The organism is Bacillus sp. 22475 (assembly GCF_052044835.1).
In the GTDB taxonomy this organism is placed as follows: Bacteria; Bacillota; Bacilli; order Bacillales; family Bacillaceae_G; genus Bacillus_A; species Bacillus_A cereus.
The window spans coordinates 131378-144923 of record NZ_JBQENW010000006.1 but is presented as its reverse complement, the minus strand read 5'-3'; the positions used below and the strand labels follow the sequence as shown (position 1 = coordinate 144923).

Genomic DNA, 13546 nt, shown 5'->3' with positions numbered 1-13546 from the left:
AATTAAGCATGTCATATTTATCCACAATATTCTAATTTACGAGTGTTTTCATATGGAAAAACGCAGCCTTTCATGTAAGACTGCGCTTAAGCTTTACTCTTCCGATATGCATCTACACTATCCGTTACACTTTGCAATAAAGAATTTACATACTGCGGGTCAGATAATTTTTTATCTTCTTCATAGTTTGACATAAACCCAAGTTCTAATAGTACGCCAGGTACTTTGGACCAATTGAATCCAGAAAGGTCATCCCTAAATTTAATTCCATTTACTTTCACTTGCTGATTTTCTCTCATTTTATTTACTATCGTTTGAGAGATTTGAAGACTTTCCGCATAAATTTCTTTCGTATACGGACTTCCTTCTGCCGGCGTCAATACAGCAAATCCACTTTGGTTTGGATTTTCAGAACCATCTGCATGAAGACGTAAAAATAAATTAGCCTTATGATTATTTGCGAATGTCGCCCGTTCTTTATTACTTATATCAACGTCTTGTGACGTTCTTGTCATTAACACTTGTATCCCTTTTTCTTCAAGCTTTTCTTTTAATAAAAAAGCCATTTCTAATACAAGTACAGCCTCTCTCTTTTTCGTCACAACACCTGTTGTACCATCTGTCACTTTATATTTTTGCGTTGTTGCCCCTGGTCCAATCGGCTCTAAATTTAAATTCGCTTTTTGTTGATGCCCTGGATCAATAACGACGAGAAACTTTCCTTGCTTTTCATTACTCTCTACTTTTTGTTCATTATTTTGCACTGGTTGCTCAGTTGGCGGCACCGGTGTAGTTTCTTCTTTCTTTTCCTCGGCTGATACTTCCTCTTGCCTATGTTCTACTTGCGATTCTTCGTTCTTTTCTTGTTCTTGCTGCTTTTCTACCGGTGCGTCTTCTTTGGTATCTTTGTTTTTCTCTTGTATAGAAGATGTAGTTTCTTTTTTCGGCTGCTCTTGTGAACAACCGGCCATATATATTCCAATGAATACAATCATGCTCATTATTTTTATATACTTCATACTTCTCTCCCATCACTTTGCACCGGATTCAAAGTTTTTCTTATAATTGCCCTATAATCTCATCCATATTTCCAATATAAACTGGCTGCCATGTTTCTGTACCACGTTCTGCAGTATAAACTGGATAAGCGTCATCATCTATATTTACGAAAACTGGATCGCCCATATCCGTTTCATATCCAATTGCAATCCATCCTTCTTGCCACTTTCCGTTTTCTTCACTTATTAATGACTTTTTATGTTTATCATATCGGTAACCGATTTGTCCTTTTTCTAATTCACTTTCACTAAACACATATATTTCATAAGTACCTAGCTCAACATCTTGCTGTTTTGAAGTTTCAATTCGTTTTAGAAGTTCTGCGATTTTTGGTTGTTGTTTCATACGTCTATCCCCTTCTATTTTTCTAAATTTTAACTAGTTTGTTTATAAAATACAATATAGATTTTAAGACAAAAGGTGACACCCTGATCATATTTACGATTTTTTGAGTATATCTATCACAACTCTCAATATATCAACGATTCAACACGAAATTTCGACTTACCAACAAAAATGACAAAAAAGAGAGGCTGCCCAAAAGGACAACCTCTCTTTTCTTATATCAATTAAAATTTAAATTCTTGTCCAACTTCAAAACTATCTTCTAATACAAGAATACCTTTTTCTTGTGGAGCGTCTGGAAGCTCTAATTCACGTGCAGAGCAGATCATTCCAGAAGAAGGAACACCGCGAAGCTCAGCTGGCTTGATTAACATACCACTTGGCATTACAGCACCGATTTTTGCAACGACAACTTTTTGTCCTGCATCAACGTTTGGTGCGCCACATACGATTTGTAATGTTTCTGTACCGATTTCTACTTTACAGATGTTTAACTTATCAGCATTTGGATGCTTTTCTTTTTCAGCTACATAACCTACAACAAATTTCGGAGAAAGATCTGCTTCTACTGTTTCTTCAAAGCCGTTCTTCGCTAAAATTTCGTTGATTTTCTCAACAAGCTCTTTCGTTAATGTAAGGTTACCTGTTTCTGTTACTTCTAAATAAGAAGATGCATTAAAGATGTTGAATCCTCCCGTTACGTTGCTTTCACGATCATAAACGCGAGCAACATCTCCTTTGCGATCAAAAGTACGGTTCTCTAAAGTAATATCTTGTAAGGCAACAATTAAAGTGTCACCAATTCCTTCAAGGTTGTAAAAAACGTTCACTTCGTTCATCCTTTCTCTTTTCCATCTGTCTTCTTCCGATTCTTCGCTAAAATAAAGATTGGTTCAAAGTCTCCATCTTCATATACGAATGAAAGTGATGTAATCGGAACATGCCCTTCGGCAAAAAATTTCATTGTCATTTGTGCAATAATATCATAACCGATTTCGTTGACGATATCAGCAATAATTAATACATCTTGGTGAGGAACAGCAACAACCATGTCACCAGAAATCTTTTCACGCATCGATTGTAGTAACGATTCGTTTAAAATACGCGTCGCGTCATACCCATCATTTGTGTTTAAAAAGTAGAATGTATTACCCGCTACTGTGTCTTGTTTAAATTCATAACCTAATGAGCGTGCGTTGAATAATGCCATTTCACGCACTTGTTGTTCTGTAAGCTCTAACTTTTGTAATAAACGCTCATCGATTAGTCGATACGTTTTATTAGAATCTAACGCGTAGTAAATACGTGTTTCCGCCGTATGATCCGTCATAATAAACGGATTTCCTTCTTCTGCTTGTTTCGGGAAAGAAGTAGAGCGAATAACAGGTAAAATTTTCGCTCCGCTATTTTCTTCTTTATGCATCGCAATTAGCGCTTCTTGTACGTAATAAGCAACCTCTTCAATTGCTTTTTCTTTATTCACTTCCCATTTTGCCACAACTCCTGGAAGCGATACGTTAATACCTTTTTTAGAGTCTTTCTGTTCAATACGTAGAACTTCTTTCTCGCTATCATACTGAAAGTCCCATTCTGGGCGAGATAATTTCTTCATTAACTCGTCTTTCATCTTTTTACTTGTCATCTTCATCTCTTTTTCCTCCCTTCCAAAAAAATAACCTCCCCCGCGAAGGTAGAGGTTGTTTTACAATTCAATTGGCAAATTGCCTTATTTTAAACCTTCAATGAACTCTTCGATTTGTTCTTGTGTTTTACGATCTTTGTTTACATAGCGACCAGTTTCTTCACCCTTATTGTACGCTACAAAGCTCGGAATGCCAAATACGTCTAATTTTACACATAGATCAATAAACTCATCACGATCTACATAGTAAAATGAGAAATCACTATATTTCTCTTCTACTTCTGGCATAAATGGGTCTACAAAACGGCAGTCTGGGCACCATTCTGCTGAGAACATAAAGACTACATTCTCTTCATTTTTTAATTGTTGGAATTGCTCCATGCTTTCTAATGACTTCATCTATATTTCCTCCTCTAACGAGTGCATGTTTTCATGTTATAATCTTTCTTTTATACTACCATACATCACGCATGGTGCAAGGTTTATGCTTGCTTTTTGTCATACTTATATTGCCCAACAAGTAACTTAACAACGTGTACAAATAATTCCGTGCGGTCGACATAATCATCTGTAAAAATACCAATCGCTCCTTCGTGACTACGAATGTCTTTTCTATGTACAAACTCTTCCATCACTTCACTTAACTCCTTGCCATCTTCAAGAGGTGCTAAAAAATCGTCTGGTAACGTAATACGTGCCCCTCCAGCCACGAATACTTTCCCATCACTTGTTGCTAGCGCGCCCCAGTTACACATAAATAAACCGTGCTCCGTTTTCATTACGCCGCCTTCTAGCCCAATACCAATTGGAGCTCCTCCTTCCTCTAGCGCTCGCTTCGCTCTATTAATCGCTCCTTGCATCGTCTCTTCATCTGAAAACGGCTGATTTGCTACTCCTGAAGGAACAGAAAGAGATGTAATTTCAGCATCTTTCCAAACCTTCTCCACAGCGCCAACCTTCGTTTTATTCTTCGATCCAACTACTACTTTCATTTCGTTCACCTCTATAAAAATTCATCATTCTATTCTAATATCCGCATCAGATACGAATTAAGCATCAACCACTACCACATATCACCAAGTCATCTATTCAGCCTAAAAAAGAAGGGTTTTTCTAGCAACATTACCGTCTTCGAAAACAAAAACAGCCTTCCTCTCACTTCCTACTTGGGGTCTTCATACATCATTCGAACACCAATTAAGCACTGACCGCTCCCACTCATGGATGGGTCATCTATTCAATCTAAAAAAAGAAGGGTTTTTCGCCCTTCTTCTCTACGCGTTATTCTTAATTGTCTCTAACGTCGTTTTATCTGTTGTTCTTACAAGCTTCGTAATTAATTCTTTCGCCGCTGCATAATCATCAACATGTAAAATTGAAGCATGTGTATGAATGTAGCGTGCACAAACACCAATTACTGCTGATGGGATACCAGAGTTACTTGTATGTACACGGCCAGCATCTGTACCACCTTGTGAAATAAAGTATTGGTACGGAATGTTGTTTGTTTCTGCTGTATCTAAAATGAATTCGCGCATTCCTCTATGTGTTACCATCGTGCGATCGTAAATACGAAGAAGAGCACCTTTTCCTAATTGACCGAACTGCGTTTTGTCACCAGATGCATCGTTTGCTGGACTTGCATCAAGCGCATAGAAAATGTCTGGTTGAATCATATTTGCAGCGGTTTGCGCTCCGCGAAGACCTACTTCTTCTTGTACAGTAGCACCAGAATATAATGTATTTGGTAATGTTTCATCTTTTAATTCTTTTAACAATTCGATTGCAAGACCACATCCGTAACGGTTGTCCCAAGCTTTCGCCATAATTTTCTTCTCATTTGCCATCGGTGTGAATGGGCAAATCGGCACGATTTGTTGTCCTGGTTTTACACCAATTTCAATCGCATCTTCATAACTATCTGCACCTATATCAATTAACATATTTTTTATATCCATCGGTTTTGCACGTTGCGCGTCACTTAATAAATGAGGAGGAATAGAACCAACAACCCCAATAACAGGACCATTCTTCGTCATAACTTGTACACGCTGCGCTAATAAAACTTGGCTCCACCAGCCGCCTAACGTTTGAAAACGAAGCATTCCGTTTTTCGTAATTTGCGTAACCATGAAACCTACTTCATCCATATGACCTGCTACAAGAACACGCGGGCCAGTTTCGTCCCCTTTTTTCAGACCAAATACGCTACCTAAACCGTCTTGTACAATTTCATCCGCATATTTGCTTAATTCTTGTTTCATAAAACGGCGTACATCATGTTCAAAACCTGATGCACCTTGTAATTCTGTTAACGTACGAAATAATTGTAATGTCTCTTTATTCACGAAGTCCCCTTCTTTCAAACCTTAGTAGAATACCTCTTTTATTGTAACGAAATTTTCGAAATGTTTCTAGTTTCTTCTTTTTTAGCTGTATTTGCTTTATAATTATTATTGGTACACTATTTTTATTTTATAGAATTGAGGTGAATATATGAGCTGGAAAGGTTTAGTAGCAGGTCTTGGCGTTGGGTTCGCAGCTGGTTATCTCGTTGCAAACAAAGTACAAGAACAATCCCATATTTCTTCAGAAAAAGCATTGAAAATGGTGAAACAAGCATTAAGTCATAAAGGTGAAATTACTGGCTCTTGGGTACATATGGTTCCAGAGACATTTGAAAAATATGATGTCGCATATGAAGTTTATCGCGGCGGTCTTACAACAATGTTAGATGATATACAAGAACGATTTGAATTTTTAGTTGATGCTAAAACAGGTACTGTTTTAGAGGTTATAGTAGCATAAAACGGAGGGTTCCCATTAGGTGAACCTCTTATTTTTTTGAAATTGCGGGTATTGATTAAAATTATATCAGCGATTTTTCGAATATATCAGCGCAACTCAAATTATATCAGCGATTTTTTAAATATATCGACTTACCGGCAAAATTCTATAATAAAAAAGAAGCTGCTCCAATAAATATGATGGAACAACCTCCTATTTTTATGCTTCTATACTCGTTTTCCGTTCTATTTTTTCTACGATATGCCCTTCCTCATTCCACTTCACAGCACGATAATATGCGTCATGATAAAACGTAAACCACGCCTCTTTGTCAGCACCATACTTCATCCACTTTTGTTTATTTTCAATCGAGGTCATCGGATAATCATCGTATGCCATTACCCATAATACATTTTGATGCGCGTGCGTCGGCAAGAGATCTGCTAAATGTAGCATCGTTTCCCCTTGACTCTCCAAAGCGATAACTGCATGTCCATCACTATGACCACCCGTATGCGCCATCTTAATTTCATCTGTAATTTCTATTTCTTGCTGGAACGTAACAACTTGATCTACAATCGGTTCCCAATTTTCCTTCCAATATGTATTACGGGATCTAATATTTGGGTTCCTCATTTCATTCCACTCTGTTTCACTTACGTAAACTTTCGCATTTGGAAACGCTGGTACAAGGTAATCCCCATCCCATTTTGTTATGCCAGATGCATGATCAAAATGAAGGTGTGTCATTAAAACATATTGAATATCTTCAGGCTTTAATCCCTGTTTTTCTAACGATTCATAAACCGATGATTCTTCTGTTACACCTTGATTTCGTTTCATCTTCTCATCCAACTTACCGTTTCCTATTCCTGAATCAATAAGTATATTTCCATCTTTCGTTTGTAAAAGTAACGGATCTGTTCGTAAGTAAATATGATTTGTGTCATTATGTTTATATTTACGTGACCAAAGTACTTTCGGCACAACACCAAACATTGCCCCTCCATCTAAATGTGTATTTCCGCCTTTTAACCACGTTACTTTTATATCTCCAATTTGTAACTGTTCCATTACACATCCCCCTTTCAATTAATCTTAACATAAAATTCTGATTATTTTAGATATAAAAAACCTATGCATTACTGCATAGGCTCTGTACGATATTTTGCTTCAACTCGGTAAATACGATGACCTTTACTAGAGAATTTCTCTTCGTATTCAGTCATGATGTTACCTTCAAAGTCGCTGTTATGAAGATCTAAGCTTAAGTAAGTTAGTAACATACCATACTCAGCCATACTCATAAGAGAATATTCAAATAAACCTTGGTTATCTGTTTTGAAATGAATTTCTCCGCCTTCTACTAACACTTCTTCATAATTGCGTAAAAACGTTTTATACGTTAAACGACGCTTCGTATGACGCTTCTTTGGCCATGGATCTGAGAAGTTTAAATAAACGCGATCAATCTCACCTTTTGCAAAGAAAACTGTTAAATCTTCAGCATCTTTATTAATTAATTTTAAGTTCGGCACTTCTTCTTCAATTAATTTATCAAGTGCATCTACAACAACACTTGTGAATTTTTCAATTCCAATATAATTAATATGTGGATTCGCTTTTGCCATATCATACATAAAGCGGCCACGACCTGTACCTACTTCAATATGAATTGGTTGTTCATTTCCAAATACTTCTTTCCAGTTACCAGCTCGCTCCTCTGGGTTTCCGATTACGATATGTGAATACTCGTTAATTCGATCCATTGCATACGGTTTATGTCTTAAACGCATAGATGTCTCCCTCTCTTTACAAAACTATTTTAAAGGAATAATTCCTTCTTTCTTTTTTTAATCAATCTACCAAACAAAAAACCAAGTACGTACGAGCACTCGGTCCGTTTCTTTCAAGTATAAGATGTACCATTTTGATAAAAACTACATACAGCATTAAACATTCCATGACGAAACAGCTTTTTCTCTTACATTTGAAGAGAAAAACAATCGAAAGGATGATCCGTTCATGCCAATTAATCAACAACATCAATTAGAAGTGCTGAAAGATATTTTAGTCAACCACCAAAGTGATTGCTGCGGGACAGTTTCAGAATGCGAGCAATTAGAGCGCCTCATTCAATCGTTACTCGCAAACGATAATATAAGTAGTGACGCTAAAACAATGCTAAACGATGTATATTCTTATAGTCAATCGGGTAAATCTTCCTCTAATTTGGACAACCATATTTCCAATAATCAAGAACAACTTACTCAGTGGATTGCTGGAATGGACAATTTTTCTTAAGTATTATTCTGAAGCAAGTAGTTGCTGTAAATATTGATGCCAATATTCAGCTTCTGCTTGCTGTTTTTTTGTTGTATGCCATTGAATAGACAAAATCGTTTGTGCTATCACATACCATCTCATGCGCCTAAGCAGCGATTCATCCATTTCAATATCATAAAAACCGAGCCACTCACTCCACTCCTGGCGCGGAATGTACCAATATAATAACATACCAAGGTCTAGAGCTGGGTCAGCAATTACAGCTCCATCCCAATCAATTAAAAACAACTCATCTTCATTCGACAATAGCCAGTTGTTATGGTTTACATCACAATGGCATACAACGAATTCATTGTATTCAATATCTTTTAGTGAACCCATTAAATATTGAAGACCTTGCTGAATTGTTTCATCATCCCTTATATCTCCTCTTAAAACGAGTTGCAGTTGTTGTAATAACTCTTGTGCGTGAAGCGGCTGCTTCCCAAGTCTTTGAATCATCTGTACAAGCGCTTTAGAGGAGTGAATTTTCTTCAAAAGTTTCGCAACACGTTCTAGTTTCATATCCTCTGGCTCTAGCTTCTGTCCCGGAAGCCATTTTTGAGCAGAAATTACATCACCGTTCGTTACCCTTCTTGTCCAAAGTAATTTTGGAACAATTCCTTCTGCTGACAATACCGCTAAAAAGGGCGATGTATTCCGCTTTAAAAATAACTTCTGTTGTCCGTTTTGCGCAATATATGCATCGCCCGTTACTCCACCAGCCGGTACAAGACTCCACTCTTTTCCTAATAATTGTTCCAACCATTCCATATTCATTACCCGTTAACAAATCCTTATCTTTTATAGTTATGAAAAGAAAAACCGCAACATTTCTACACATGTTGTGGATTCATATATTTTACTGTAAATGAAAAGAAAAATTAGCCTCAGCCAAAAATTCTCTATTTTATTTTACAAAACCTGTCATAGAATGACAACTTATCAAAATCGTCACCTTTGTCAATTCTACATTTATTACATTCTCATCGTCAAGTAGCGATTTGTCACATTATCGTCAATATATACGTGCTAATTGGAGCCAACCTAAGTTCCTTTCCTCTAAATGAAGAAATTGGCTCTATTTTCGCTTGCTTTTCGTTTACTATCACATGCCACGTTTCTTCTTTCGGAAGTTGCACAGTTTTAGCTTCTAAACCGCTATTAAATAAAACGACAATCTCTTTCCACGGCCCAAACGATTCTGCATGCTCTAGGTGATATGCAAGTACTTCTGTAGATGTTTGTAAAAAAGTCATATGTTTTTTTATAAGGTCTGCGTTTTGTAATCGGAATGCCCCATGCTCTTTACGAATCGCAATTAAACCTTTTATATAGTTAACGGTCTCTATTTCTTTCTCTTTTTGATCCCAATCTAATTGATTGATCTCATCATTTGCATTATAGCTATTTTCATTTCCTTTCTTCGTACGATAAAACTCTTGTCCTGCATGTAAGAAAGGAATGCCTTGTGAAAGAATAACCATTGCGCTCGCTAGCAGGTGACGTTTTTTCAAAATCGCTTCTGATTCTTCATTACTGCGCACTAGTTTATCCCACATCGTCATATTATCATGACATTCTACATAGTTAATGCTTTGCGCCGGCTCTAGAAACAGCCCTGTTTCTTTCATACTTAAAAGACTTCCTGCTGCAATATACTGCAAATGATTACAGTCTACATGCCCACCAAATGCAAAACCACGCTTATTTATATGAAATGTACTCCCTTTTATCCCATCACGAAATTGGTCATTAAACTGCGCGATATGTGGCATTTTCTTCGCATTATTTAACGTTGCTTTTTCCTCAAGAGGAAGCGGTGTTTGTAAATCCCATCCTTCTCCTAATAACAAAGCATCTCGTTTTATGTTTCGCACTTCTTTTTCTATCATATTCATTGTATCAACATCTAAAATTCCCATTAAGTCGAATCGGAATCCATCGACATTGTATTCAGTAAGCCAATATAAAATAGACTCTACAATGAATTTCCTCATCATTTTCCGTTCAGACGCTATATCATTTCCGACTCCCGTCCCATTAGAAGGCATACCATCTTCACCATGACGAAAATAATAGCCTGGAACAAGCTTCTCAAATGATGATAGCTCTCTTTCATAAACATGATTATATACAACATCTATAATCACCCTAATGCCATGCTCATGAAATGTCTCGATCAACTGTTTACACTCTACTATCCTGTTATACGGGTCAGAGGGATTTGTAGCATAAAATCCTGTTGGTGCATTGTAATATAATGGATTATACCCCCAATTATAGGCGGACGAAGAATTCGCCTCATCTACACCACCGAAACAATATAAAGGTAATAGTTCAACATGTGTAACACCTAAATCTTTTATATGAGACAACCCTGTTAACGTCCCGTTCCGTCCTGTTGTTCCCTCTTCCATCAATCCTTTATATGTTCCCTTTTGACTCACTCCACTATTTTGATGTATAGTCGCATCACGAATATGCAGTTCATACAATATGGCATCTGTCATTGATTGTAATGGTGGTAATCCTTCTCGTCTTGTTACATTCGTTTTTTCTAAATCGATAACAACACCGTGTTTTCCGTTTACCGTCACCGACTTTGCATAAGGATCTACAGCTTCGTTCCATATTAAATTAATACAAACAAGAAATGTATAGCGTGCTCCGTCTAAATCACCTTGTAATGTTTGAATCCAAACTCCGTTTTCTCCCCTGTACATTTCATGATCGGCATATTCTTTATCGCTCTTATAAATTCTTACTTTCGCAAGCCTTGCAGTTGGGGCCCATACTTTAAATGTCGTTTCTTCTTTTTGATACACAGCACCTAAATCTGTACCTTCGTAATAATACTTTTCATCGAAAATTGTTGTTCGAATAACAGCACCTATTTGTAAATCCGTTTCTTCATTCCGTTCATCTCGTACTGTATAATACTTTCCCACATCTAGCGGCTCTTCTATAAAGCACTCATACTTCGTTGCATCTGGAAGCGCAATCGTATGAGCAATCGGTAAATCTTTCACATTACTTCCTTCTTGCAAACGAAATGTCCGACTTGTTCCATACGCATGTGGGAGCAAAATTGTAATTTTATTCATTTCATCTAAATAGGCATCAAATGGACGTTTTACTTTCAACATAAAAAAATCACCATCATTCTCAAAGTTAAAATAAAGTGAAACTTTAATGAGCGAGATAAAATGAGCTGCAAATGATAAGGCTTTTCTTATCAACAAGACTCTATACAGTAACTCCATTCTTCTCTATAGTATATTCACCTGCATAAAAAACGTTTTCACCATTCTATTTTTGTAATTTTATTTCAGCAATCGATTTATACTTCGGGGTTTCTTTCACGTGGGATTCGTATAAAGTAATTGTATCTGCTTGAAATGATATTTCAGGTACTTCTTTTATACTTTCTAAATGAAACTTTTCTTCTCCTATCCATTTACGAGCAACAGTAATATGCGGATGATACGGGCGTGTTTCTAGAGAAAATCCATTTTCTTCACAAATGATATGTACTTGCTTTTGCAACTGAAACAAATCGTAATTCTCACTTACCTTCGCCCAAAAAATACGGGGCTGATCTTCTCTACCAAACGTTGAAAAACCTTGTAACGTGAACGATAGTTCTTTTGTTTTTGTAAGTGTTTGTAATCCATTCTTTATCCCTTTTAACTGTTCTTCTGTCGCACCTCCTAAAAAGGAAAGGGTAATATGATAATCTTCCTTATGTACCCACGAGCGAAATGGTAATTCCTCATTCGTATCCTCTTTATAGTTAGACAGCACTTCTTTTATATGATTTGGTAACGTAATTGCGACAAAATAATGCCTATCCATGTACATCTTCTCCTTCTTTCTATTGTTGCTTTTCTTTCTTATCTCATTCAGGTAAAAAGAAGCCGCTCTCCAAAATAGAGAGCGGTCATTATTTATATATCCATTACTTCGCTAATTCATGAATTGCTTGCGCATAAATTGCTGTTGCTTTTAATAAGTCTTCAATTTCAATATACTCATCTTTTTGATGCGCAAGTTCTTCTTTTCCAGGGAATAGCGGTCCAAATGCCACACCAGCTTTTAATGAGCGAGCATAAGTACCTCCGCCGATTGCTAACAATTCAGCTTTTTCACCTGTTTGTTCCTCATATACACGTTGCAACGTACGAATTAACTCGTGATCTTTATCAACGTGATGCGGACGAGAGTTAGAATAGTCTGCTACTTCAAATCCATACGTACCTACATATTCTTTTAACTTTGCAATCATTTCTTCAAAGTTAGTCGTAACTGGGTAACGTACGTTTAATCCTAAATTACCACCATTCTCTTTCGTATAAGAAAGGCGACCAACATTCACTGTTAATGGACCGCTAATTTCATCTTTATAAGCAATAGTAGCTTTTTCACCAAAAATATCACCAGTAAATGTTTCTGTTGCAAATGTCGCAAATGCAGTTGCTTTTCCATCAAGTGAAACTGTAGTTAAGAAGTTTGCTAATAATAAACCTGCATTTTCTCCTTTTTCAGGAGTAGATCCGTGCGCTGAAATTCCTTCTATTTGCAACGTCACTGTATTGCCTTCTATAGTCGATTTCCCTATTTTTTTAGCAGTTTGTAAATACTCTTCATATGCTACTGTAAGTGCATTTACATCTTCTCCTGTAATAACCGCTTCTGCAAAATCAGGAACCATATTTAAACGGCGCCCTGAATCAAATGAAACAAGTTCATATGTACCTTTTTTCTCTTCACTATCATTTTGCACAACTTGTATATCAGAAATTCCTTTTTCTGCATTAATAATTGGAAAGTCTGCATCTGGTGCAAAACCGATTGTTGGCATTTCTTCGTTTTTAAAGTAGTGATCTACACATTTCCAATTGCTTTCCTCATCTGTTCCTATAATCATACGAACACGTTTTGAAAGAGGTAAGCCTAATTCTTTCACAATTTTCATCGCATAATATGCTGCCATCGTTGGGCCTTTATCGTCAATTGCACCACGTGCAAAAATCTTTCCGTCGCGAATATCCGCACTATACGCAGGAGTCGTCCAGCCATCTCCTTCTGGTACAACATCAACGTGACAAAGAATACCTACTAACTCTTCTCCTTGTCCCATTTCAAGATGACCTGCATATCCTTCTAAATTTTTAGAAGCAAAACCTTCAGCTTCTCCTTTATGTAACATGAAAGATAGCGCTTTTTCTACACCTTCACCGAATGGTGCGCCTTCTTTCGCCGATTCTTCTTCCCATACACTTTTAATTTGTAAAAATTGTTGTGTATCACGAATTAAATCATCTTTTCGTTTTGCAACTTCTTCAGTCCAATTAATCGCTGACATCACGCATCCATCCTTCACTA

The 13546-nt window shown here is 36.8% G+C and carries 15 protein-coding genes; 2 read left to right on the top strand and 13 right to left on the bottom strand.

Features of this window, described 5'->3' with window-relative positions; all coding sequences use genetic code 11:
* Positions 1-86: 86 nt before the first annotated feature.
* From ACTJJY_RS12360 to ACTJJY_RS12330, 7 genes are all read right to left on the bottom strand, one after another.
* Positions 87-1019, bottom strand: coding sequence for an N-acetylmuramoyl-L-alanine amidase (locus tag ACTJJY_RS12360; RefSeq protein ID WP_440605621.1), 933 nt, complete (start codon positions 1017-1019; stop codon positions 87-89).
* A 40-nt stretch (positions 1020-1059) separates the two neighbouring features.
* A complete protein-coding gene (locus ACTJJY_RS12355) occupies positions 1060-1404 on the bottom strand; it encodes a hypothetical protein (protein WP_000813348.1) in 345 nt (114 codons plus the stop codon).
* 224 nt (positions 1405-1628) lie between these two features.
* Entirely contained in the window at positions 1629-2243 is a 615-nt protein-coding gene (gene ytpR / locus ACTJJY_RS12350; RefSeq protein ID WP_001006777.1) for a YtpR family tRNA-binding protein, read from the bottom strand.
* Positions 2240-3052 (bottom strand): DUF1444 domain-containing protein, encoded by an 813-nt coding sequence (locus ACTJJY_RS12345; RefSeq protein WP_000784605.1) that lies wholly within the window; start codon positions 3050-3052, stop codon positions 2240-2242. Before ACTJJY_RS12345 ends, ytpR begins: the two co-directional genes overlap by 4 nt.
* Positions 3053-3130: 78 nt before the next feature.
* The gene (locus ACTJJY_RS12340) at positions 3131-3445 is read right to left on the bottom strand and encodes a thioredoxin family protein (protein WP_000838193.1); all 315 of its coding nucleotides are present in this window, start codon (positions 3443-3445) and stop codon (positions 3131-3133) included.
* Between the two features lie 83 nt (positions 3446-3528).
* On the bottom strand, positions 3529-4038 hold the full coding sequence (locus ACTJJY_RS12335) for a DUF84 family protein (protein ID WP_440605620.1): 510 nt from the start codon (positions 4036-4038) through the stop codon (positions 3529-3531).
* 282 nt (positions 4039-4320) lie between these two features.
* Positions 4321-5394, bottom strand: a complete 1074-nt coding sequence (locus ACTJJY_RS12330; protein ID WP_001031517.1) for a M42 family metallopeptidase — start codon at positions 5392-5394, stop codon at positions 4321-4323.
* 148 nt (positions 5395-5542) lie between these two features.
* Here ACTJJY_RS12330 and ACTJJY_RS12325 point away from each other — a divergent pair, with 148 nt between their 5' ends.
* Entirely contained in the window at positions 5543-5854 is a 312-nt protein-coding gene (locus tag ACTJJY_RS12325) for a PepSY domain-containing protein (protein WP_144514168.1), read from the top strand.
* Between the two features lie 198 nt (positions 5855-6052).
* Here the strand turns inward: ACTJJY_RS12325 and ACTJJY_RS12320 are convergent, their stop codons facing one another.
* Together ACTJJY_RS12320 and trmB are read right to left on the bottom strand one after the other, a co-directional pair.
* Positions 6053-6907: a YtnP family quorum-quenching lactonase gene (locus ACTJJY_RS12320; RefSeq protein ID WP_440605619.1), complete on the bottom strand. Its 855-nt coding sequence runs from the start codon at positions 6905-6907 to the stop codon at positions 6053-6055.
* Between the two features lie 68 nt (positions 6908-6975).
* Positions 6976-7629, bottom strand: coding sequence for a tRNA (guanosine(46)-N7)-methyltransferase TrmB (trmB, locus tag ACTJJY_RS12315; RefSeq protein WP_001239383.1), 654 nt, complete (start codon positions 7627-7629; stop codon positions 6976-6978).
* A 229-nt stretch (positions 7630-7858) separates the two neighbouring features.
* Between trmB and ACTJJY_RS12310 the strand changes: the two genes are divergently transcribed.
* Positions 7859-8137 carry a YtzH-like family protein gene (locus ACTJJY_RS12310; protein WP_001122235.1) on the top strand — a complete coding sequence of 93 codons (279 nt, stop codon included), beginning with the start codon at positions 7859-7861 and terminating at the stop codon, positions 8135-8137.
* A 3-nt stretch (positions 8138-8140) separates the two neighbouring features.
* Here the strand turns inward: ACTJJY_RS12310 and ACTJJY_RS12305 are convergent, their stop codons facing one another.
* From ACTJJY_RS12305 to pepV, 4 genes are all read right to left on the bottom strand, one after another.
* The gene (locus ACTJJY_RS12305; protein ID WP_440605618.1) at positions 8141-8938 is read right to left on the bottom strand and encodes a phosphotransferase; all 798 of its coding nucleotides are present in this window, start codon (positions 8936-8938) and stop codon (positions 8141-8143) included.
* Positions 8939-9165: 227 nt separating this feature from the next.
* On the bottom strand, positions 9166-11307 hold the full coding sequence (gene pulA, locus ACTJJY_RS12300; protein WP_440605617.1) for a type I pullulanase: 2142 nt from the start codon (positions 11305-11307) through the stop codon (positions 9166-9168).
* Positions 11308-11470: 163 nt separating this feature from the next.
* The gene (gene thpR / locus ACTJJY_RS12295; protein WP_440605616.1) at positions 11471-12016 is read right to left on the bottom strand and encodes an RNA 2',3'-cyclic phosphodiesterase; all 546 of its coding nucleotides are present in this window, start codon (positions 12014-12016) and stop codon (positions 11471-11473) included.
* 103 nt (positions 12017-12119) lie between these two features.
* Entirely contained in the window at positions 12120-13526 is a 1407-nt protein-coding gene (gene pepV / locus ACTJJY_RS12290) for a dipeptidase PepV (RefSeq protein WP_440605615.1), read from the bottom strand.
* Between the last annotated feature and the right edge of the window lie 20 nt (positions 13527-13546).